Genomic DNA, 20167 nt, shown 5'->3' on the forward strand with positions numbered 1-20167 from the left:
ACGGCGATTCTCGCCGGTGGTGTCATTCGCGCTCGAACCGCTCCCGCACCGCCTTCATCTTCGACCGCAGTTCCCCTTCGTCGATGATGCCCAGGTCCAGCAGGGCGTGCGCGGTCACCACCGCCGAGCGGGCACGGACCGGGAAATCGAGGTAGATGGTCTCGCCGAGCTCGTCCTCGGCCTCGCGGCGCTCCAGGTTGTCGAGCGTCCCCCGCCAGGACAGGCACTCGCAGGTGGCCTGCATGCTCGACTCCCACGGCGCCGGCTTCCCCTCCAGCTCGGGCAGGCTCGACTCGCGCCGGGATCCGGGCTCGAGCGTCTGGAACAGCACCCGATATCCGTCGCTCATCACGCACCCACCTTCGACGGGGGCTCGGAGGCGGTCCAGTCCACCTGGGGCACGGCGACCCCGATCATGGTGTCGCGGGTGACGATGGCGGCGAGCTCTTCCTCGGTCCATCCCTCGGTGCCCTCGGGCCGCATCGGCATCACCATGAATCGCGACTTCTGGTTCGAGTCGTGCACCCGCACCTCGACCTCGGGCGGGATGTGTAACCCGAACTCCGCGAGCACCTCTCGCGGCCAGCGGACCAGACGCCGCCGATAGTTGGGGGTGCGGTACCAGTCCGGCGACATCCCGAGCACCGGCCTCGGGTAGCAGGAACACAGCGTGCAGACGATCACGTTGTGCACCGTCGGGGTGTTCTCCAGGACGTAGAAATACGTGTAGTCACTCGGTGTCCCGGAGCCGGTCGGGTCCCGCCAGTCGATCCCGACCTCCTTGCAGGTCTCGGTGCCGTCGGCGAGCAGTCGCGCCTTGAACTCGGGGTCGGTCCAGGCCTTGGCGACCAGTCGTGACCCGCCGGCGGGGCCGACGGACTCGGCCCACTCCGAGAAGCGGCGATGATCCTCCGCAGAGAACAGGCCCTTCTCGATCGCCAGCTCCCGGACGGCGGTCTCGAGGATCTCGAACTCGCTGATCTCGCCGGATTCCTGGATCGGTGCGTGGTGATCGTGTGTCTGGCTCACTTCGGCTCCTCCTGGGCGGGTTCCAGCCACCTCTCCGAGCACTCGGTCTCGAGGGTGTCGACATCAAATCCGGTGTACTGCGGCCAGAGGTCGCGCTGCTTGAATCGCACGACGTAGAAGGGTTCCTTCCGGCCGTCGTCGCGCCCCCACGCCTCGTCCTCCGGAATCACCCACTCCGGGCGGTGCTCCACCACCACCCCGGTCCGCCCGCGGGTGTACGCCTGGGTCCTGGTGTGGAACATCGAGGTCGCATCACGGACCGTGACGCGGTCTCCGATCTGGAACTTCGTCATGATGTCGCCCCCGAACGCGCCCGCACCTCGTCCAGCTTGGCCGACAGTTCGTCGGGGGTGATCAGGCCCTTGTTGATCAAGGTCTTCGCGGCGACGGTGGCCCAGCGCGCGTAGTACGGGAGCCCGAAGTAGAGCGTTGCGCCGAGATCGTTCTCGGCTCGGCGGCGTTCCTCCGAGTTCCACACGCCTCGCCACCCCAGGCATTCGCAGGTGACGTAGGTGCGCATCTCCCAGGGTTCTTCGTCCTTCTCCTTGTACTCGATCGGCAGGTCGGGCTGGCCGCCGACGTCGTGGAGGACATGCCGCAGTGCGGCGAACATCTCGTTGGAGATCTCGTAGGGCGAGTCCAACGGATTGCGGTAGACCGGTGCGATATCTGCGACGCGAGTCTGCAGCGCGTCGAAACTGTTCGGTGAACTCATCGAGATCTCCGTCGTTCGTCGAGCCGTCGGCCGATCGTCAGGGGCGGTGGCCGGCTCGTCCGAACCGGTGATTCATATTCTCCGGTTCGGCTAGTGGCAGGGCAGGCCGAGCAGGTGACGGCCGTCGTGCATCAGTTCGTGCATGTACATGCCGGAGCGGGAGATCGCTCCCTGGTCGAATCCGACAAGGTAGAGGGTCAGCAGTGCGAGCAGGATCGCGCCGACGGTGAGGACGATCGCGCCCAGCGATTCCGCTGCCCCGCTTGGTGAATGGACTACTGCCATGGTTCCTCCTGGTTACGGGGCATCCCGTGATTCCTACGAAGGTCGGCGTGTTCTCGCGGTCGGGGAGCAGATCCCCGATCGCAGTGTCGCGGCCTCCTGAGATTACACCGCCTGCCGAGGGCGCTTTCGGGTTTCTTCCGGAAATGGCAACCGCGCCACGGCCGCAAATCGCACCAGCGGGACATCGATGGTGTGAACTGGGCGCGTGGCAATCACATCCCTCGGAGACCAGCCCGCACGGCCGCGGCTCGTCCTGCTGTCGCTGATCATCGTCGCCGCCGTCGCGAACCTGAACCTGGCGGTGGCCAACGTCGCGCTGCCGGACATCGGAAGGGCCTTCGACGCGAGCCAGACGCAGCTCAACCTGATCGCGGTCGGCTACTCGGTCGGGCTCGCCGCGTCCGTCCTGTATCTGGGCGCCATCGGCGACCGGTACGGGCGCAAGACGATGCTGGTGCTCGGCATGGTGCTGTCGTTGCCGGCCAGCCTGATCGCCGCGTTCGCGCCGAACGTGGAGGTGCTGTTCGCGGCCAGGCTGTTCGGTGGCATCAGCGCCGGCCTGGCCTTCCCGACCACGCTCGCGCTCATTACGGCGCTGTGGTCGGGGGCGGAGCGGACCAAGGCGATCGCGCTGTGGTCGGCGATCGGGGGCGGCATCTCGGCGCTCGGGCCGCTTGCCTCCGGGGCGTTGCTGCAATGGTTCGAGTGGGGCTCGGTCTTCTTCATCACGCTGCCCCTCGCGCTGATCGCCCTCGGCCTCTCGATCGTCTTCGTGCCCAGCCACGTGAACGAGTCCACGGATCCGGTCGACCACTTCGGTGGCATGGTGTCCGTGGTGCTGGTCGCTGCCCTCGTGCTGGGCATCAACTTCGCGCCCGTGGACGGGATGGGCGCCACCGCGCTGGGTCTGTTGTCGATCGCACTCGCGGCCGGGGTGGTGTTCTTCTGGCGTCAACTACGGGCGCCCGCACCGCTTTTCGACCTTGGTGTCGCTCGTCGCCGGATATTCTGGGTCGCCGCGGTCGCGGGCATCGTGGTGTTCGGGACGTTGATGGGCACGATGTACATCGGTCAGCAGTTCATGCAGAACGTCCTGGGCTATTCCACGCTCGCGGCGGGATCGGCGGGGCTGCCCGCCGCCGCGGTGATGGTCCTGGTCGCACCGCATTCCGCGAAGCTGGTCGAGTCCCACGGCGCCCGGTTCACCCTGCTGCTCGGGTACGCGGCGATCGTGCTGGGGCTGCTGGTGGCGCTACTGCTGTGGAAGGAGGACGCGCAGTACTGGAAGATCGCGCTCGGCTACATCTTCCTCGGCATCGGTGTGGGCCTCGCCGGCACGCCGGCTTCCCGGTCGCTGACGGGCTCGGTGCCGGTGTCCAGGGCCGGGATGGCCTCGGGCACGGCGGATCTGCAGCGCGACCTCGGCGGCGCGATCGTCCAGTCCATTCTCGGAGCACTGCTCACCGCCGGGTACACGGCCTCGTTCACCGCGGCCATCGCCGCGTCCCCCGAGTCCGATCAGATCAGCTCGGAGGTGGAGTCCACCCTGGAGAAGTCCTTCGCGGGCGCCGCGAACATCGCCGAGCGGTACCCGCAGTACGCGGAGCCGATCATGAACGCGGCGCGTTCGGCCTTCCTCGACGGCGACACCAAGGCCTACGCGGCGGCGATCCTCATCGTGCTGGTCGGCGCCGCCCTCGTCTTCTTCGCCTTCCCGAAGCGCGAGGAGGAACGAACCCTGTTGGCGGGCTACCACGAGATGGACGCCGCGGCGGAGCAGTCGAGCGACGTGCGCTAGCGCACGCGGCCGGTGTGGCGGATTCGGGTGTTCCCGGGCGCGAACGCGGGAACACTGGTCCTGACCGAACTCACGCCAGACGGAAGGAACACCCATGCCCACACGCACCGCCCGCACGGCCTGGAACGGCACCCTGCAAGACGGGTCCGGTCAGGCCGAACTCAGCAGTTCCGGCGCGGGCACCTTCGAGGTCTCGTTTCCCAAGCGTGCCGCCGACGACGCGGACGGGACCACGAGTCCGGAGGAGCTGATCGCCGCGGCGCACTCGTCCTGCTACGCCATGCAGCTCTCCGCGTTGATCGGGGAGGCAGGCGGCACGCCGCAGAGCCTGGAGATCACCGCGGATGTCACCCTCGGTCCCGACGATCCCGGATTCAAGCTGACCGGCATCGCGCTCACCGTCCGAGGTGAGGTCGACGGTCTCGATGCCGCCGGGTTCGCCGCGGCGGCGCAGGCCGCCAAGGAGACCTGCCCGGTGAGCAAGGCCCTGACCGGGGTCCCGATCACCCTCGACGCCGCGCTGGTCACGTAGGAACAGAAACGGGATGGTGGACGTTTCAACCATCTGTGAGCCTCGAATCGAACAGCCAGCCCGAATCCGCCCCCGAGCCCGCCGTGGTGATGGAGGTGTGGTCGGACATCGCCTGCCCGTGGTGCTACATCGGTAAGCGTCGTTTCGCGGCCGCCCTCGAGCAGTTCGAGCACCGCGACCGGGTGCGGGTGGTGTGGCGTTCCTACCAGCTCTCGCCCGAGACGCCGGTCGGTGCCGGGGCCAGCGAGCTCGAGGCGCTGGCCCGGCACAAGGGCCTGCCGGCAGATCAGATCAGGCAGATGTTCGCCCACGTGGCGTCCACCGCGGCCGCCGACGGCCTGACCATGGACTTCGACACCGTGATCGCCGCGAACACCTTCGACGCGCACCGGCTGGTCCACCTGGCAGGGGACCGGGGCGAGGACGTGATGGAGGCGCTGTTCCGTGCCCACTTCACCGACGGCCGGGTGGTGGACGACCGCGAGGAACTCGTCGCGATCGCCGCCGAGACCGGGCTCGATGCGACCGCGGTCCGCGCCGCGCTCGAGACCGACGCCGCGGCGGAGCAGGTGCGCGGGGACATCGAGGAGGCGCGCCTGCTCGGCGTCACCGGTGTCCCGTTCTTCGCCGCCAACCGGGCGGTCGGCGTCTCCGGTGCACAGCCCGTCGAGGTGTTCACCCAGCTGCTCGAGCAGGCCTACGCGCAGTCCGGGGCGATCGTCACGCTCGGCGACGACGCCGGTAGCTGCGCCGACGACTCCTGCGCCGTCTAGCGGCGCGCGAAGTACCGCCGGGCGTCCGCGCCCAGCAGCAGCCCAAGCCCGGCGATCACCGCCGCCACGTGGGCCGTCCGGGCCAGCCCGATGAGGACCGACGCGACCGTGATGCCCGCGGGGTCGAATCCGTTCGCCGATAACAGCCAGGCGGCCGGTTCGACGACAAGGGATCCGAGCCCCACCGTCCCGAGGCCGATCAGCAGGGTCAACCGCGCGGGGTTCGATCCGCGCCGCATCGCGGCGGCGAGCGCGAACACCGCACCGTAGACGGCGAGCCGGATCACGCCCTGCGTCGCCACGGCCGCCGGGCTCGCCGCGCCCGACTCCAGGGCGCGAGCGGCCTGGAGGATCGCCTCGACGAGGCCGGCGAGCAGCGCGACGGAGAGCAGGCTGAACGAGAGCTCCACCTGACGGGGCGGGCGGGTGCGGACTTCGGTTGCGGTCATGGCTGCGAGCGTGCCGCCCCTGGGCCGCGTCACGCATCACCCTGTGGCGTGAATCCGGGCTCCCTCCACGGTAGGGGACAGCCGGTGCGGGACAACGAAAGAAGCGGCGGAGCCGGTGCATGCACCGGCTCCGCCGCTTCGCTCGTGTGGAGACCGTCAGCGGGTCAGCGCCTCCGACCGGGAGTTCGCCTTCGCGGCGCGCTCGGTGAGGAACGCGAAAGCGAGGCCGAGCGCGAGCCACAGCGTGGCCTGGATCGTGAGCGAGGACACCCGGAACTCCCACAGCAGGCTGGCGGGGAAGTCGGGGCCGACCTCGTCGATGTCCGGGAGCACCAGATATCCGAAGCCGACGACCACCAGGAAGGCGAGCAGCGGCGCCGCGATCCGGACGGTCAGGAACTCGTTGGCGGCCAGGCGCTTTGCCACGTACGCGGCGATGGCCACCGCCGCGAGGCCGAGCACCACCGTGGCGAGCCACAGCAGCGTCCGGTTGTTGATGGTCTCCGGATCGCCGACCGCGGGCGGGTTCGCCGGGTACTTGAAGAACGGTACGGCCTCGACCGCGAGCCAGCCGAGACCGGCCAGGGCCAGGGCGAGGATCGGGCCGGACAGGCTGCTGACCCGCCGCGCGTAGTAGGCGACCGCGGCGAACAGTGCGCCGAGGGCCAGGCCCGCGAGGGTGGTCGCGAGGAACAGGCCGAACCGCTGCCCGTCCCGACTGACCAGGGGTTCCTCGGAGTCGCCGTGCGAATGTCCGCCGGTGGCGGCCTCGGCCGTGCCGGCGTCGTGCCCGTGTGGCTCGACGGGCGCCGCTGCGGATTCCTCGATCGCGATGGCCGCGTCGATGTGCGGTTCGCCGATCACGAACGCGACGACACCGGCGAGCAGTCCGGCGACGAGGCCGGCCAGCAGGCCGCGAATGAGGAGGTTCTTGAAGGTTCCGGTCAGTGGCACGGCAGGCCCAGCAGGTGGCGACCGTCATGCATCAGCTCGTGCATGTACATGCCGGTGCGCGAGACCGCACCCTGGTCGAAGCCGACCAGGTAGAGGGTCAGCATCGCGAGCAGGACCACGCCCGCGATGATCATCGCGATGCCGACTGAATCGGTCGCCGTGCTGGGATTGTGTACGAGTGCCATGGTTCCTCCTGGGATTTCGCGTCCCCTAAAAAGCCCGTGCGATGGCCTCGGTATCTGGCTGTCGAGGGTGTGCCCCGATCACAGTGGCGCGACCGCTCCGGACTCTCACCGGATTCCCGTCAACCATCGCTGTTACCAGCGCACTCTCGCATTCACCCGATGGTGGTGTCAATCGCAACCCGGTTCGGTCGGCCGGCGAGACGTTCGCGCGTACTTCATCGGGCGGTCGGCGACCGTTGGCGGGATCGCCATGCCGACAGGGATCGATGGTTCGGTGCGAATAGTGCAGCTGGCCAACTTCTACGGTCCCCGGTCGGGCGGGCTGCGCACCGCACTGCACAACTGGGGTGCCGGGTATTGCGAGCGCGGCCACGAGGTGACCCTGGTCGTTCCCGGTGAGCGTGACGCCGAGGAGGTGATGGCGAGTGGGGTCCTGCGGATCACTCTGGCGGCCGTGCCGATCCCGGGCACCGGTGGCTATCGGGCCGTCAATCCGCGTCGGGTGGCGGACGTCGTGCGCGGGCTGCGCCCCGCCGCGCTCGAGGTGTCCGATCGGCTGACGTTGAGGGGTTTCGGGCGGTGGGCGGGTCGGCGCGACATCCGGAGCGTGGTCGTCTCTCACGAGCGGCTCGACCGGCTGCTCGGGCAGCTGCTGCCCCAGCGGACCGCGCGTTCGTGGGCGGACGGCGCGAATACGCGGATGGCGCGCGACTTCGATGCGGTGGTCTGCACCACCGCGTTCGCGTCCGAGGAGTTCACCCGGATCGGTGCCGGGAACCTGTACCGCGTTCCGCTGGGCGTCGACCTCGCGCTGTTCCATCCCGATCGGCGGGACCTGGGTGTGCGCGAGCGCTACGCGCGGCAGTCGCAACGGCTGCTGCTGCACTGCGGGCGGCTGTCGGTGGAGAAGCACGTCGATCGCAGCATCGACGCGGTCAGGTCCCTCGTGGGGCAGGGCCAGGACATCCGGTTGGTGATCGCGGGCGACGGGCCGAGGCGAGAAGCGTTGCGGCACAGGGCGAGGGGGCTACCGGTGCATTTCACGGGTTTCATCGGCGACGCGAATCGGCTGGCGACGCTGTTCGCCTCCGCCGATGTCACCCTGGCACCCGGCCCGCACGAGACGTTCTGCCTGTCGGCCCTCGAGTCGCTGGCGGCGGGAACGCCTGTGGTCGCGGCGCGATCGTCCGCCCTGGCGGAGATCATCACCCCGGCATGCGGGGCACTCGCGCACGGGCGGGGGGTCGCGCTCGCGGACGCCATCACCGGTGTCCTTGCCATCCCGGCGGGTGCATGCCGCGAGTCGGCGCGACTGCGGGCCGAACAGTTCAGCTGGTCGGCGTCAGTCGACGGGATGCTGTCTGTGCTGGCGGGGCACTGACGGCGGGGGACAGCGCCCGCCGCAATGCGGTCGCGGCCCGCCCCATCGCCTCGGGGCCCGACTTTCCGACTCCCACCATGTTCGCGAAGGAGTGGATCAGCCCGGGCTCGACGACGTGCTGCACCTCGACTCCCGCCTCGCGGAGCTTCTCGGCGTAGGCGTCGCCCTCGTCGCGGAGCGGGTCGAAACCCGCCGTGACGACATAGGCGGGCGGCAAGCCGGTGAGGTCGCCATAGATCGGCGACAGCAGCGGGTCGGTCCGGTCCGCCCCCGCCGGCACGTAGCTCTCCTCGGCGAGGTCCATGAACCTCGTGGTCAGGATGAACCCCGACCCGAAGGTCGTCCGGCTGGCTCGCTTCACCGCGAAATCCACCGCGGGATAGATCAGCAACTGGAACACGGGCGGCACCCCGACCCCTCCGCGTGTGGCCCGCTGGGCGAGCACCGCGGCGAGGTTTCCGCCCGCGCTGTCGCCGCCGACGGCGATCCGGTCCGGGTCGATGCCCAGGCCGGCGGCGTTGGCGGTCACGAAGGAATACGCCGCCTCGACGTCGTGGACGGCGGCCGGGAAGGGTGCCTCGGGGGCGAGTCGATAGTCGACGGCGACGACCCGGACCCCCGCCCGCTCCGCGAGGAAGCGGCACACGGCGTCGTGGCTGTCGAGGTCGCCGTAGATCCATCCGCCGCCGTGAATGTAGAACAGCGCGGGCGACGCGCTGGTGAGACCGCGAGGGGTGTAGAACCGCAGCCGGAGCGGCCCGCCGGGACCGTCGATGTCGAGGTCGGTGACGGCCCCGATGGGCAGGTCGCCACCGACGGCCTTCGAACCGGCCAGGAGCGCCCGCCGCCCGTTCGGGATCGGACGCTCCTCGATGGGGGCGCCCTCGACCGCGCGCAGAGCGAGGATCAGCTGCATCTCGGCGTCGAGCACGTTGCCCTCGATCTCCACCGGCCGACCCGCGATACGACGGATCACGCCCGACGGTATCGACAGCAGTGCCCGCAGGGTGTGCCGCTTCGCGGAGTCGATGGCCCGGGTCATACGGGCGAATCTAGCCGTTCGACGTGGGTCGGGTGCGGGGTTCGGGCTCAGGCGTCCTTCGCGGCGGCGGCCACGTCGAGCACGACCTCGAACTCGAGCAGGGAGGAGCCGGACGCCACCGGCTTGGCGCGCTCACCCGAGTGCGCGGCCCGCGCCGGGCCCTCGGCCCAGGCCTTGAAGGCCTCCTCGGATTCCCACTGCGTCACGACGAAGTAGCGCTCGTCGCCCTTGACGGGGCGCAGCAACTGGAAGCCGAGGAAGCCCGGGGAGTTCTCGACCGCGTGCGCTCGGTTCGCGAAGCGCTTCTCCAGTTCGGGGCCGGCGCCCTCGGGGACCTCGATTGCATTGATCTTCACGACTGCCATGCGGGCGAGCGTACTCCGGTCGGATCAGGCGCTCGTGGTGTCCGGTTCGGCGAGATGTTCGGTCAGCACGGCCAATTGGATCTTGCTGGCATCGGCGTGGACCTCGCGGCCGGAGTCGGTGACGTCGACGAACACGCCGCGTCGATCCGACTCGCACAGCGACCGGGCGACCAGCCCCGCCTTCTCCAGCCTCGCGACGCTCCGGGAGAGGGCGCTCGGGCTCAGGTACATGTCCGCGGCGAGCTCCTGCATCCGCGGGTGCTTGCAGGTGACGCTCATCAGGCGGTCGAGGGTCTCGAAGTCGCTCATGCTCAGGCCGTGCGCGCCCTGCATCCGGCGATCGAGCTCGCACGCGATCCCGTTGTACCGCTCGAGCAGCGCTCGCCACGTGCCGCGGAGCTCCGCATCTGACGTCATGGCCGCATCGTAGTTCCGCCATGCGATTGATGCAAGCGAATTAAATGTTAAGGAAATTAGTGCTTGCGCATTGATTGCACATGCACATACAGTCCTCGACGTGACTATCACCGAAACCCCTCCGAACCTCACCGCTTCGCCGGGTTCGACCGCTCCTGCCGCGGGGCAGGCATGGACGGCCCGCCTCTGGGGGATCCTCGCGGTGCTGTGCGTCGTGATGTTCCTCGACGGACTCGACGTCTCGATGGTGGGCGTCGCGCTGCCGTCGATCGGCACCGAGCTCGGCCTCGACACGACCTCGCTGCAGTGGATCATCAACGGCTACGTGCTCGGCTTCGGCGGCCTGCTGTTGCTCGGCGGGCGCACCGCCGACCTGCTCGGCAGGCGAAACGTCTTCCTGGTCGCGTTGGCGGTCTTCGCCCTCGCCTCGCTGGTCGGCGGGCTCGTCGACAACGGCACCCTGCTCATCGTGACCCGCTTCGTGAAGGGCCTCGCCGCTGCCTTCACCGCGCCGACCGCGATGTCGATCCTGACCACCACCTTCAAGGAGGGGCCGGCCCGCAACCGCGCGCTGTCGATCTTCTCGGTGTTCGGTGCCAGCGGCTATTCCTCGGGGCTGATCCTCGGCGGGCTGCTCACCAGCGCCGGATGGCGGTGGACGTTCCTGATGCCGGTGCCGTTCGCGGTCGCGGCCCTCGTCGCCGCCGTCGTCCTCATCCCGCGGGACCGGCCGGCCGACACCGGCGGACACGACCTCGCGGGCGCGGTCACGCTCGTGGCCGGCATGCTGCTCACCGTCTACACGGTCGTCTCGGCGCCGGCCCGGGGCTGGGCCGATCCGTTGACGTTGGGCTCGTTCGCCCTCGCCGCGGTGCTGCTGGCCTCGTTCTTCCTGGTGGAGATGCGCGTCGCACATCCCCTCGTGCGTCTGGGAATCCTGAAGGTGGGCACCATCGTGCGGGCCAATCTCAGCATCATGGCCCTGTTCGGGTCCTACCTGAGCTTCCAGTTCATGGTGACGATCTTCCTGCAGTCGGCGCTCGGCTGGTCGCCGCTCAAGATGGCGCTGGCGTTGCTCCCGACGGGTCTGATCGTGGCGGTCGGGTCGCCGTTCGTCGGTCGACTGATCGATCGATTCGGCACGCCGCGGATGATCATCGCCGCGCTCACCTCGCTGAGCCTGGGGTACCTGTGGTTCCTCTTCGTCGGCAGCGATCAGCCGTCGTACGTGGTCGCGATCCTTCCGAGCACAGTTCTGCTTGGGATCGGCTTCGCCCTCGGCTTCACCTCGATCATGGCCCAGGCCACGTCCGGGGTCGACGACTCCGAGCAGGGACTGGCGTCCGGTCTGGTGCAGACCTCCGCGCAGGTCGGGGCGGCGCTGGTGCTGGCCCTGACGACCGCGCTGGTCACCGCGGGGTCGCACACCGCGACCGGTGCGGGCACCACCGGGTTCGATCAGTTCCGGCCCGGCCTGATCCTGGTCACGGGTGTGGCGCTGGTCGGGTTGGCGATCACCGTCTGGCCGCTGATCGGGGGCCGTCGATACACGGCGGTGCCGGAGAGCCGGGCCTGACGGGCGCACTCCGACCGGACGCAGCACGGCACCGAGATAACCTCGGTGCCGTGCTGCATGACGAGGGTGGGACCGGTCGGCCGATTCTGTTGCTCCACGGACTGATGGGCAGTGCCAGGACATGGCGCAGGCACGTGCCATGGCTGCGCGAACACGGGCACGTGTACACCTTTGACGCGGCCGGGCACGGCAGGCCCGCGCCTGCCGAATTGACCACCGAGGCCTTCGTCGAGGATCTCGACTCTGCGCTGGCGCCGATCACCGAACCGATGGTGGTGATCGGGCATTCGATGGGCGGGCTGCACGCGTGGTGTTTCGCCGCCGCACACCCCGACCGCGTCAGCGCCCTGGTCGTCGAGGACATGGCGCCCGACTTCCAGGGCCGCACCGCGCGCGACTGGGCGGAGATGATCGGGTCCTGGCCGCAGCCGTTCCGCGACCGCGACCACATGATCGACTTCTTCGGACCCGTTGCGGCGCAGTACTTCATGGATTCCTTCGAGGAACGTCCCGATGGATTCCACCTGCACGGCGAGGTTCCGGTGTGGCGGGACATCTCCGAGGAGTGGGGGACCCGCGACTTCTGGGCGCAGTGGGCGGCGGTGCGCGCGCCCGCGCTGTTGCTGGAGGGGGAGTACACCATTACCCCGGAGGGGCAGATGCGCGCGATGGCCGAGACGGCACGGGAATCGGCAACGCGGTACGAACTGGTGGCCGGCGCCGGGCACCTGGTGCACGACGACCGGCCCGCCGAATATCGGGCCGCGGTGGAGGCGTTTCTCGACGAGTTGCCGGGTCACGCCTCCGATCGGTGATCGGCGCCCGCCGGTGGCTCCTGCGTTGCACCCGCGGCGAACTCGCGCTCGAAATCGGCTGCGCCCAGCACCCTCGTCGCCGCGGCCGTGATCCGGTTGACGTCGCCGCGCTCGCCCGAGGGCAAGGGCGCGTCGACCGACTCGCGAGCGGTCGCCGCGGCGCCGAGCAGCCGGGCGGCCGCCGCCGACCTCCCGGCCAGCACCTCGGCCCCGGCAAGGCCCTCCATCGCCAGGGCCGCGGCCCTGGGGTCGTCGAGGCGCAGTGCCTCGGCCTTCCCCTCCGAGTGCAGGGCATGCGCTCGGTCGGCGTCGCCGCGCAGCTCGGCGATGAAGCCGAGCTCGGCCAGCATGAGCGTGGTGATCGGCCCGAAGTCGCTGCGCCTGCCCCAGTCGAGCATCGACCGGAGGCGGGGTTCTGCCTCCTCGAGGCGACCGGCTCGGCGGTCCGTCAGGCCCAACCCGATCTCGGCGGAGACCTCTCCGTTGCGGTACCCGTGTTCCCGCGCCAGGTGCAGCGACCGCTCGTGGAGCTCGCGGGACCCGGCGAGATCGCCCGTCAGGAGCGAGATTCGGGCGAGGCCGCACATTCGATCGGTCACCTCGCGCCACAGGCCGAGTTCCTGCGCCACACGGAGCCCGTCGGAGTGCAGGTCCCGTGCGCGACCGTAGTCGCCCGCGATCTCCGCGAGGGAGGCGAGCGGGTAGGCCGCCTGGGCCTGGCCCCAGCGGTCGCCGAGTTCGCGGAAGATCGCCATGGCCCGCTCGCCGTCGCGGGCGGCCGCAGCCAGTCCGTCCGGCCCGGCGCGGAACTGGGCCCGCGTGCACAGGACGGCGGCCATCGCCCACGGGTCGTCCTCTGTGTTCAGCCGGGCCAGTGCCCGGTCCGCCAGTGCTCGACCGCCGTCCGTGTCGATCGCCCCGTACATCGCGTACGCGAGGAACCAGGTGGCACGGCCCCGGCCCGGGAACTCGCCGGCGACCGGTGGCAGCCCGGGCTTGGATCCCCGGTTGCCGGACACGGCGGGTGCGTCACGAAGCAGTCGAATGCCACTGTGCCAGTGGGCAGCTCGGATGGCGATCGGGTTCTCCGGGTCACCCGCGTTCCGCAGTGTCTCGTCGAGCCAGCGGTCGGCCTCGGTGAAACGGCCGCGCAGCACCCAATACCAGGTCAACGCGTCGGCCAGGCGCAGCCCGAGATCCGGGTGGTCGACGACGGCGACGGACAGGGCGCCGCGCAGATTGGCGCTCTCCGCGTCGAGCCGCGCCAGCCAGGTCCGCTGCGATCCCCGATGCAGGTGCGGCCGGGCGGTCTCGGCCAGCGCCGTGAAGTGCCGGCAGTGCCGCTCGCGCATCGCGTCGCGTTCGCCCGCCTCGCCCAGGCGTTCGGCGGCGTAGGCGAGTATCGACTCCAGGAGCCGGTACCTCGGTCCGTCCGGCGAGCCGGACACGGAGACCAGTGAACGGTCGACGAGGCCGGAGATCAGGTCGAGGATGTCGGCCTCCTCGATGCCGTTACCCGAGCACACCGCCTCGGCGAATTCGAGCGTGCAGCCGTCCGCGAAGACGGCGAGCCGACGAAACAGGGTGCGCTCGGCGGCGGTGAGCAGGGAACTGCTCCAGTCGATCATCGCGCGCAGGGTCTGCTGGCGCGGGGGAGCGTCCCGGTAGCCGGTTGTCAGCAGGCCGAACCGGTCCTCGAGGCGCTCGAACAGACGGACCGCGCCGAGCACACGGACGCGCGGCGCGGCCAGCTCCAGGGCGAGCGGGATGCCGTCGAGCCGCATGCAGATCGCCGCCACCGTCGAGGCGTTGTCCGGCGTCAGCGCGAAGTCGGGGGCGGACGCCGCGGCGCGGGACACGAACAGCTGCACCGCACTCGATTCGGCAATCGATTCGTCGTCGCGTGGAAGGCCCAACGGTTCCACGGCCCACAGTGTTTCGCCGCCGATCGCCAGCGCGGACTGACTGGTGGCGAGGATCCGCAGGCCGGGGGCGGCGGCGAGCAGGTGGCCGGCGACAAGGCCCACCGCGGCCGTCAGGTGCTCGCAGTTGTCGATCACCAGCAGCGTGCGCCGGGTCCGGAGGACCTCGGTCAGGCGCGTGAGGGCAGTGGTGGTTTCCTGCGCAGGGACGGCCAGGGTCGGGATGTGCTCACGGATGGCGAGGGCCGTCAGTATCGCGTCGGCGATCGCCGCGGTGTCCGGTCCCGGTGAGGGTGTCAGCGCGGCCAATTCCACCAGCCACGCGCCGTCCGGGGTCGAATCCTCCAGCTGCCGTGCGATTTCCACGGCGAGCCGGGTCTTGCCGACGCCGCCGGGTCCGGTGAGTGTCACCAACCGGGAGTCGTCGAGCGCGGCGCGAATGCCCGCCACCGCCTCCGCTCGCCCGACAAGGGCGGTGACCGGTACCGGCAGGTTGCCCCGCGGCGCGGCCCCGCTCGCGGTCGCTCGGATCGATTCGGGTTCGCTGCGCAGGATCGCGCCGTGCAGCGCCACGAGTTCCGGGTCGGGGTCCAGGCCGAGTTCCTCGGCCAGGAGCTCACGCAGCCGCGCGTAGCTCGCGAGTGCCTCCGGCTGCCTTCCGGCCCGGTACAGCGCCCGCATGTGCGCCCCGCGCAACCTGTTTCGGAGGGGATGGCGGTCCACCAGGTCGGCCAGTTCGGCGACGAGGGTCGAATCCTCGCCGAGCTCGAGGCGGGCCTCGGCCTGCTCCTCGAGCGCGGTGAGTCGCCCTTCCTCGAGCCGGGTCGCGACGGCTCGGGCGAACGGGGCGTCGGCGTATTCGGCGAACGCCGGACCGCGCCAGAGTCCGAGGGCCTGACCGAGCAGCGCGACTCGCCCCCTCTGGTCCGGTTCGGTCCGTGCCAGGGCCGTCAACCGTTCGAATCGGACCGCGTCCACCGCATCGTCGTCGACCTTGAGCAGGTAGCCGGCCGCCTCGAACGCGACCAACTCCCGTCCTCCCGGCTCGGCCTCCCCGAACGCACGGCGCAGCAGGGAGACCTTGGTCTGCAGGGTGTTCGGCGCACTCGCCGGTGGCTCGTCGCCCCACAGCGCCTCGATCAGTCGATCCGCGGACACCGGCCTGCCCGGACGCACCAGCAGGGCCGCGAGCAGCGCGCGGACCTTGCGTTCGGTGATCGCGATCGGCCCGCCGAGTGCGGTCTCGACACGTAGTGGGCCAAGGACTCCGAACCGCATGCCGTCACGGTAGTGCAGATCACCGACACCGCCCGCCGGCGTCAGCGGACCACAAGCGATACGCAAGGCCGGCCGCGCAGGCTCGGATCCGTCAGCAGCACACAGCCGTACGAGCGAAGGACACACGATGAACAGCAGCGCGAACACCCCGGTCACGGTCATCGGACTCGGGCCGATGGGGCAGGCCATGGTCGGCGCGTACCTCGACAGGGGGCACCCGGTGACGGTGTGGAACCGGACGGCGAGTCGCGCGGACGAACTGGTCGCGAGGGGGGCGACACGAGCGGAGACGCCCACGGAGGCCGTGCGGGCGAGCGAACTGGTGATCCTGAGCCTGACCCACTACGGCGCCATGTACGACATCCTCGACACGGTCGGGGACGCACTGGCCGGGCGGGTGGTGGTCAACCTCAGCTCCGACACCCCCGAGGCGACAAGGGAAGCGAGCGGTTGGCTCGCCGATCGGGGCGCCGACCTCCTGGTCGGCGGGGTGATGGTGCCCGCCCCGATGGTCGGGGGAGAGGGCGCCTACGTCTTCTACAGCGGTTCCGCGGCGACCATGGACGCGCACCGGCAGACCCTGGCCGCGATCGGCAGGCCCGACTATCGCGGCGAGGACCCGGCGCTCGCGCAGCTCTGGTACCAGGCACAGCTGGAGGTGTTCCTGACCGCGCTGTCGAGCTTCGCGCATGCCGCCGCGCTGGTCGGCTCGGCCGGGGTGTGCGCCGCGGAGCTCGCGCCGTACTCGGCGGAGACGTTCGCGCTGGCCGCGGGGATGCTGCAGGAGTCCTCGAACCGGTTCGACGTCGGCGATCATCGCGACGACGGCGCCAACGTCATCATGATGGGGGCGACCGCCGACCACATCGTCGGCGCCAGCCGCGCCGCAGGCATCGACCTCGCGCTGCCGCTGGCGGTGAAGGACCACTACGACCGGGCCATCGCGGCTGGCCACGGCCGGGACAGCTGGACCAGCCTGTTCGAGGTGATCCGCAAGCCCGGCGAACGCTGACCGTCGGCGCAGCGATCCCCGCCTCGTGCCGATCCGTCAGGGCGGCACCCGGTGCGTTTCAGCGCTCGGTGTCGCCCTCGCCGGCCAGTGCGAACAACCCGTCCTCGGTCTGCTCGACCAGTCCGTCCACCAACAGCGACCCCAGCGCGCGGTCGCGTTGTGTCGGGTCGGAGTGCCACACCTGGTCCAGCCGCGCGCGTTCCACGGGTGCGTGGCTCTCGCGCAGCACGCCCAGCAGCAGGCCGCGCACCTGACGGTCGGTGCCGGCGAACTTCTGCACCTTCCGCGGTGGCCCGGTGTGCGCGGGTCGGCCCGCGTCCACCCAAGCGCAGTCCGTCAGCGGGCAGCGGTCGCAATCGGCGTTCCGCGCGGTGCACACGGTCGCGCCCAGTTCCATCAGCGCGGCCGAGAACACCGCGGCCCTGGCCCTGGTCCGCGGCAGCAGCGCATCGACGTCGGCGAGGTCGCGGGTGGTGGACGGATTGCCCGGCTCCGCGGCGCCGTGCACCGCCCTGGCGACCACGCGCCGAACGTTGGTGTCCACCACCGGGACCCGCTGCCCGTAGGCGAAACAGGCCACGGCACGAGCGGTGTAGGCGCCGATCCCCGGCAGGCCGAGCAGCACGTCGACGTCGGCCGGGACCGCATCGCCGTGCTCGGCGGCCAGCACCCGCGCGCACTCGTGCAGCCGCAGCGCCCGCCGCGGATAGCCGAGCTTGCCCCAGGCGCGCAGCACCTCGCCCTGACTCGATGCGGCCATCAGCGAGGGCACCGGCCAGCGGTCCACCCACTGTTCCCAGATCGGCGCGACGCGGACCACCGGCGTCTGCTGCAGCATTATCTCGCTCATCAGGATCTGCCACGCCGTGACGCCGTCGCGACGCCACGGCAGGTCGCGGGCCTGACGCTCGTACCAGGCGATCAGTGCGGAGGTGTTCACCGGAACTTCACACCTCTCGTTTCACGTTGTGCCAGGTGGCGGTGGAGGCACGAAGACGGCCGGGTGCACAATGGCTGACATGCCCAACTCAAATCCCATTTCGGCCTGGAAGGCACTGCAGCAGGGTAACGACCGCTTCGTGAGCGGCAACTCGCTGCACCCCAGCCAGGGTATCGCCGACCGCGCGAAGCTCGTCGACGCGCAGCATCCCACCGCGGTGATCTTCGGCTGCGGTGACTCACGTGTGGCCGCCGAGATCATCTTCGACCAGGGCCTCGGCGACACGTTCGTGGTGCGCACGGCCGGCCACGTCATCGACAGCTCGGTGCTCGGCTCGATCGAGTACGCGGTCGAGATCCTCAACGTGCCGCTGATCGTGGTTCTCGGACACGACAGCTGCGGCGCGGTCGCGGCCACGATCAACGCGCTCGACAACGGAGCCATCCCCGGCGGCTTCATCCGCGATGTCGTCGAGCGGGTCGCGCCGTCGATCCTGATGGGCCGGAACGAGGGCCTGTCCACGGTGGATCAGCTCGAGACCAGGCACGTCGTCGAGACCGGCGACCTGCTGCAGCAGCGCTCGCGGATCATCGCCGACCGGGTCGCGGCCGGGAAGTGTGCCATCGTCGGTGCCACCTACCAGCTCTCCGACGGTCGCGTGCACCTGCGGAACGTGGTCGGCGACATCGGCGAGGTCGCCGACTGAGCGACACGCCGGGCCTGGTGGACCTCCGCCCGGGCCCGGGCACCTAACGTGGGTTCTGTGTTGGAACCAACCGGGCCGCTGCCCCCCGAGATCTACTGGCGACGACGCGCGCTCGCGATCGGGGCCGGCGTGGTCGCGCTCATCCTGCTGGTGTGGATCGTGACATCGCTGGGCGGCGGAGACGATGAACCCTCGGCACAGGCCGCGGCGGCCAGCAGCTCGCAGAGCAATCCCTCCTCCGGTCAGGCCGCTCCCAGTTCCGCTGGGGACGGGGGCGGGTCCGGATCCGGTGAGGCGTCGGCCTCCGGGTCCGGTGCCTCCGGGTCCGGCGATTCGGGCGGTGGGTCCTCGGTGGCGGGGTCGGTCTCGGGTGAGGCGGCGGTATCGTCGGCGGCCGCCGTCCCGGCGGGTCAGTGCCCGGATCAGTCGCTCGCCATCAAGGCCAGCTCGAACCAGCCGAACTATCCGGCCGGTCAGGAGCCCCAGTTCGGCATCGTGGTCACCAACATCGGCTCCGCCACCTGCGAGCGCGATCTCGGCGCGGGCATGCAGCAGGTGCTGGTCTACAGCCTCGACGGGCAGCAGCGGGTGTGGTCGAACACGGACTGCTTCCCCAACACGGCACCGGACATCCGCTCCCTCAAGCCGGGCGAGCAGGCCGCGTTCACGGTCAAGTGGTCGGGCGCGACTTCCGAGCCCGGCTGCACCGCGCCGCGCAACCCGGTCGGCCCCGGCGCGTACACCGTCGTCGGTCAGCTGGGCGCGCTGCGCAGTACGCCGGAGCCGTTCAACATCAGCTGACGCCCGTGCGCGATCTGCTCCCCGACCGGGGCGCAGATCGCGCACGGTCAGTCAGTCGAACGGGCCGGAGATCGACGTCTCCGCCAGCCGGGACAGCCCCTCCCGGATGTGCCGGGCCCACAGCCCGCCGATGCCCTCCACCGACTGCAGATCGGCCGCGGTCGCGGCGAGCAGACCCTGCAGGGTCCCGAAGGACCCGACCAACCGGTGGATCTGGTGGAACTGCAGCCGTGGCACCCGGGTCAGCACCCGGTAACCGCGGGGGCTCATGGGCGCCTCGAGCGCCTCGATCGTCGCCGGGTACCCGTACGCGCGGGCCAGCGTGGTCAGGTCGAGCAGGTCCGCGTCGGTGAGCTTGTCCAGCGCCGCGAGCGTCCGCTCGACGGCCTCCGTCGTGGCCTGCCCCTGGCCGGCCAGGTAGTCGCGGGCCACCAGCTGCCGGGCGATGTCGTTGTCGCCGACGAGCTCCTCCAACTGCAGGGCCAGCTGCCTGCCGTCGGTGCCGAGCTCGAGCACGTCGCGCTCGATCTCCTCCGACACCCGGCGCACCATCTCGAGCCGCTGCACGACCGTGAGCGCGTCTCGCAGGGTCACGAAGTCCTCGATCTCCACGACGGAGAGCTGGTTGGTGACCTGATTGAGCCTGGACTTGTACCGCTCGAGCGTGGCGACCGCCTGGTTCGCCCTCGACAGGATGGTCGGTGACCCCTCGAGCACGTGCCGGATGCCGCCGACATAGACGCTGACGATGCTCATCGACTGGCTCACCGAGACCACCGGGTAGCCGGTCTGGATCGCCGTCCGCTCCGCGGCGCGGTGCCGGGTGCCCGATTCCACGGTCGGGATCTTGTAGTCGGGCACCAACTGGACGTTGGCGCGCACGATCCTGGTCCCGTCGGTGGACAGCACCACCGCGCCGTCCATCTTGGACAGCTCCCGCAGCCGCGTCGGGGCGAACTCGACGTCGAGCTCGAAGCCGCCGTCACAGAGTTCCTCGATCTCGGCGTCGTAGCCGAGCACGATCAGGGCGCCGGTGCGGCCGCGCATGATCCGTTCCAGGCCGTCGCGGAGCTCGGTCCCCGGTGCCAGCCTGGCGATCGTCTCGCGGACGGTGGCCGACGGCGTGACGTCGTCCATTGCCGTCCCCCTCGTTCGCGTGTGTGGCGCCTCATCGCCGGGCGGAGTCGGTCGA

The 20167-nt window shown here is 70.3% G+C and carries 23 protein-coding genes and 1 riboswitch; of the genes, 9 read left to right on the forward strand and 14 right to left on the reverse strand.

The annotated features are described in order from the left end of the window. Positions 1 to 22: 22 nt before the first annotated feature. The 5 genes from ACFQS9_RS26120 to ACFQS9_RS26140 form a co-directional block, all read right to left on the reverse strand. Positions 23 to 352 carry a ScnB gene (locus tag ACFQS9_RS26120; protein WP_378409443.1) on the reverse strand — a complete coding sequence of 110 codons (330 nt, stop codon included), beginning with the start codon at positions 350 to 352 and terminating at the stop codon, positions 23 to 25. After that, positions 349 to 1029: a thiocyanate hydrolase subunit gamma gene (gene scnC, locus ACFQS9_RS26125; RefSeq protein ID WP_378409444.1), complete on the reverse strand. Its 681-nt coding sequence runs from the start codon at positions 1027 to 1029 to the stop codon at positions 349 to 351. Before scnC ends, ACFQS9_RS26120 begins: the two co-directional genes overlap by 4 nt. Continuing rightward, positions 1026 to 1322 carry an SH3-like domain-containing protein gene (locus ACFQS9_RS26130; protein WP_378409445.1) on the reverse strand — a complete coding sequence of 99 codons (297 nt, stop codon included), beginning with the start codon at positions 1320 to 1322 and terminating at the stop codon, positions 1026 to 1028. Before ACFQS9_RS26130 ends, scnC begins: the two co-directional genes overlap by 4 nt. Then, entirely contained in the window at positions 1319 to 1744 is a 426-nt protein-coding gene (locus tag ACFQS9_RS26135) for a hypothetical protein (RefSeq protein WP_378409446.1), read from the reverse strand. The genes ACFQS9_RS26130 and ACFQS9_RS26135 overlap by 4 nt, the downstream gene beginning before the upstream one ends. A 90-nt stretch (positions 1745 to 1834) precedes the next feature. After that, on the reverse strand, positions 1835 to 2029 hold the full coding sequence (locus ACFQS9_RS26140; protein ID WP_378409447.1) for a CbtB domain-containing protein: 195 nt from the start codon (positions 2027 to 2029) through the stop codon (positions 1835 to 1837). Between the two features lie 205 nt (positions 2030 to 2234). Between ACFQS9_RS26140 and ACFQS9_RS26145 the strand changes: the two genes are divergently transcribed. From ACFQS9_RS26145 to ACFQS9_RS26155, 3 genes are all read left to right on the forward strand, one after another. After that, positions 2235 to 3827, forward strand: coding sequence for an MFS transporter (locus tag ACFQS9_RS26145; protein WP_378409448.1), 1593 nt, complete (start codon positions 2235 to 2237; stop codon positions 3825 to 3827). A gap of 94 nt (positions 3828 to 3921) precedes the next feature. Further along, positions 3922 to 4359 (forward strand): OsmC family peroxiredoxin, encoded by a 438-nt coding sequence (locus ACFQS9_RS26150; protein WP_378409449.1) that lies wholly within the window; start codon positions 3922 to 3924, stop codon positions 4357 to 4359. A gap of 89 nt (positions 4360 to 4448) precedes the next feature. Further along, the gene (locus tag ACFQS9_RS26155) at positions 4449 to 5132 is read left to right on the forward strand and encodes a DsbA family oxidoreductase (RefSeq protein ID WP_378409513.1); all 684 of its coding nucleotides are present in this window, start codon (positions 4449 to 4451) and stop codon (positions 5130 to 5132) included. Here the strand turns inward: ACFQS9_RS26155 and ACFQS9_RS26160 are convergent. From ACFQS9_RS26160 to ACFQS9_RS26170, 3 genes are all read right to left on the reverse strand, one after another. Further along, the gene (locus ACFQS9_RS26160; RefSeq protein ID WP_378409450.1) at positions 5129 to 5581 is read right to left on the reverse strand and encodes a hypothetical protein; all 453 of its coding nucleotides are present in this window, start codon (positions 5579 to 5581) and stop codon (positions 5129 to 5131) included. The genes ACFQS9_RS26155 and ACFQS9_RS26160 overlap by 4 nt on opposite strands. Before the next feature lie 156 nt (positions 5582 to 5737). After that, positions 5738 to 6535, reverse strand: a complete 798-nt coding sequence (locus tag ACFQS9_RS26165; protein WP_378409451.1) for a CbtA family protein — start codon at positions 6533 to 6535, stop codon at positions 5738 to 5740. After that, entirely contained in the window at positions 6526 to 6720 is a 195-nt protein-coding gene (locus ACFQS9_RS26170) for a CbtB domain-containing protein (protein ID WP_027500515.1), read from the reverse strand. The genes ACFQS9_RS26165 and ACFQS9_RS26170 overlap by 10 nt, the downstream gene beginning before the upstream one ends. A gap of 26 nt (positions 6721 to 6746) precedes the next feature. Beyond that, positions 6747 to 6875: riboswitch (cobalamin riboswitch) on the reverse strand. Between the two features lie 119 nt (positions 6876 to 6994). On the opposite strand from ACFQS9_RS26170, the gene ACFQS9_RS26175 reads away from it, so the two are divergent. Next, on the forward strand, positions 6995 to 8101 hold the full coding sequence (locus tag ACFQS9_RS26175; protein ID WP_378409452.1) for a glycosyltransferase: 1107 nt from the start codon (positions 6995 to 6997) through the stop codon (positions 8099 to 8101). Here ACFQS9_RS26175 and ACFQS9_RS26180 read toward each other — a convergent pair. The 3 genes from ACFQS9_RS26180 to ACFQS9_RS26190 are packed head-to-tail and all read right to left on the reverse strand — an operon-like array spanning position 8049 to position 9925. Beyond that, a complete protein-coding gene (locus tag ACFQS9_RS26180; RefSeq protein WP_378409453.1) occupies positions 8049 to 9143 on the reverse strand; it encodes an alpha/beta hydrolase in 1095 nt (364 codons plus the stop codon). The two genes, ACFQS9_RS26175 and ACFQS9_RS26180, sit on opposite strands and share 53 nt — an antisense overlap. Before the next feature lie 47 nt (positions 9144 to 9190). Continuing rightward, complete coding sequence (gene mhuD / locus ACFQS9_RS26185; protein WP_378409454.1) at positions 9191 to 9508, reverse strand: mycobilin-forming heme oxygenase MhuD; 318 nt, start codon at positions 9506 to 9508, stop codon at positions 9191 to 9193. 24 nt (positions 9509 to 9532) lie between these two features. Then, positions 9533 to 9925, reverse strand: a complete 393-nt coding sequence (locus ACFQS9_RS26190; RefSeq protein ID WP_378409455.1) for a MarR family winged helix-turn-helix transcriptional regulator — start codon at positions 9923 to 9925, stop codon at positions 9533 to 9535. 217 nt (positions 9926 to 10142) lie between these two features. Between ACFQS9_RS26190 and ACFQS9_RS26195 the strand changes: the two genes are divergently transcribed. Further along, entirely contained in the window at positions 10143 to 11501 is a 1359-nt protein-coding gene (locus tag ACFQS9_RS26195) for an MFS transporter (RefSeq protein WP_378409514.1), read from the forward strand. A gap of 50 nt (positions 11502 to 11551) precedes the next feature. Then, positions 11552 to 12316 carry an alpha/beta fold hydrolase gene (locus tag ACFQS9_RS26200; RefSeq protein ID WP_378409456.1) on the forward strand — a complete coding sequence of 255 codons (765 nt, stop codon included), beginning with the start codon at positions 11552 to 11554 and terminating at the stop codon, positions 12314 to 12316. On the opposite strand, the gene ACFQS9_RS26205 is transcribed toward ACFQS9_RS26200, so the two are convergent. Beyond that, positions 12298 to 15516, reverse strand: a complete 3219-nt coding sequence (locus ACFQS9_RS26205; protein ID WP_378409457.1) for an AfsR/SARP family transcriptional regulator — start codon at positions 15514 to 15516, stop codon at positions 12298 to 12300. The two genes, ACFQS9_RS26200 and ACFQS9_RS26205, sit on opposite strands and share 19 nt — an antisense overlap. Positions 15517 to 15643: 127 nt before the next feature. On the opposite strand from ACFQS9_RS26205, the gene ACFQS9_RS26210 reads away from it, so the two are divergent. Further along, complete coding sequence (locus ACFQS9_RS26210; RefSeq protein WP_378409458.1) at positions 15644 to 16528, forward strand: NAD(P)-dependent oxidoreductase; 885 nt, start codon at positions 15644 to 15646, stop codon at positions 16526 to 16528. Positions 16529 to 16586: 58 nt separating this feature from the next. On the opposite strand, the gene ACFQS9_RS26215 is transcribed toward ACFQS9_RS26210, so the two are convergent. Then, positions 16587 to 17468, reverse strand: coding sequence for an HhH-GPD family protein (locus ACFQS9_RS26215; RefSeq protein WP_378409459.1), 882 nt, complete (start codon positions 17466 to 17468; stop codon positions 16587 to 16589). Positions 17469 to 17547: 79 nt separating this feature from the next. Between ACFQS9_RS26215 and ACFQS9_RS26220 the strand changes: the two genes are divergently transcribed. After that, a complete protein-coding gene (locus ACFQS9_RS26220; protein WP_378409460.1) occupies positions 17548 to 18174 on the forward strand; it encodes a carbonic anhydrase in 627 nt (208 codons plus the stop codon). A gap of 57 nt (positions 18175 to 18231) precedes the next feature. After that, positions 18232 to 18975: a hypothetical protein gene (locus tag ACFQS9_RS26225; RefSeq protein ID WP_378409461.1), complete on the forward strand. Its 744-nt coding sequence runs from the start codon at positions 18232 to 18234 to the stop codon at positions 18973 to 18975. Between the two features lie 51 nt (positions 18976 to 19026). On the opposite strand, the gene disA is transcribed toward ACFQS9_RS26225, so the two are convergent. Then, complete coding sequence (gene disA / locus ACFQS9_RS26230; RefSeq protein ID WP_378409462.1) at positions 19027 to 20112, reverse strand: DNA integrity scanning diadenylate cyclase DisA; 1086 nt, start codon at positions 20110 to 20112, stop codon at positions 19027 to 19029. Positions 20113 to 20167 lie beyond the last annotated feature (55 nt).

The organism is Rhodococcus daqingensis (genome assembly GCF_042665615.1).
GTDB classification, from domain to species: domain Bacteria; phylum Actinomycetota; class Actinomycetes; order Mycobacteriales; family Mycobacteriaceae; genus Rhodococcus_G; species Rhodococcus_G daqingensis.

What these genes read in the sequence shown, in the direction of transcription:
- ACFQS9_RS26130 (WP_378409445.1), bottom strand. Translation starts at nt 1,322, where the DNA reads ATGACGAAGTTCCAGATCGGAGACCGCGTCACGGTCCGTGATGCGACC.
- ACFQS9_RS26135 (WP_378409446.1), bottom strand. Translation starts at nt 1,744, where the DNA reads ATGAGTTCACCGAACAGTTTCGACGCGCTGCAGACTCGCGTCGCAGAT.
- ACFQS9_RS26140 (WP_378409447.1), bottom strand. Translation starts at nt 2,029, where the DNA reads ATGGCAGTAGTCCATTCACCAAGCGGGGCAGCGGAATCGCTGGGCGCG.
- ACFQS9_RS26150 (WP_378409449.1), top strand. Translation starts at nt 3,922, where the DNA reads ATGCCCACACGCACCGCCCGCACGGCCTGGAACGGCACCCTGCAAGAC.
- ACFQS9_RS26155 (WP_378409513.1), top strand. Translation starts at nt 4,449, where the DNA reads ATGGAGGTGTGGTCGGACATCGCCTGCCCGTGGTGCTACATCGGTAAG.
- ACFQS9_RS26160 (WP_378409450.1), bottom strand. Translation starts at nt 5,581, where the DNA reads ATGACCGCAACCGAAGTCCGCACCCGCCCGCCCCGTCAGGTGGAGCTC.
- ACFQS9_RS26170 (WP_027500515.1), bottom strand. Translation starts at nt 6,720, where the DNA reads ATGGCACTCGTACACAATCCCAGCACGGCGACCGATTCAGTCGGCATC.
- ACFQS9_RS26180 (WP_378409453.1), bottom strand. Translation starts at nt 9,143, where the DNA reads ATGACCCGGGCCATCGACTCCGCGAAGCGGCACACCCTGCGGGCACTG.
- mhuD (WP_378409454.1), bottom strand. Translation starts at nt 9,508, where the DNA reads ATGGCAGTCGTGAAGATCAATGCAATCGAGGTCCCCGAGGGCGCCGGC.
- ACFQS9_RS26190 (WP_378409455.1), bottom strand. Translation starts at nt 9,925, where the DNA reads ATGACGTCAGATGCGGAGCTCCGCGGCACGTGGCGAGCGCTGCTCGAG.
- ACFQS9_RS26195 (WP_378409514.1), top strand. Translation starts at nt 10,143, where the DNA reads ATGTTCCTCGACGGACTCGACGTCTCGATGGTGGGCGTCGCGCTGCCG.
- ACFQS9_RS26205 (WP_378409457.1), bottom strand. Translation starts at nt 15,516, where the DNA reads ATGCGGTTCGGAGTCCTTGGCCCACTACGTGTCGAGACCGCACTCGGC.
- ACFQS9_RS26210 (WP_378409458.1), top strand. Translation starts at nt 15,644, where the DNA reads ATGAACAGCAGCGCGAACACCCCGGTCACGGTCATCGGACTCGGGCCG.
- ACFQS9_RS26220 (WP_378409460.1), top strand. Translation starts at nt 17,548, where the DNA reads ATGCCCAACTCAAATCCCATTTCGGCCTGGAAGGCACTGCAGCAGGGT.
- disA (WP_378409462.1), bottom strand. Translation starts at nt 20,112, where the DNA reads ATGGACGACGTCACGCCGTCGGCCACCGTCCGCGAGACGATCGCCAGG.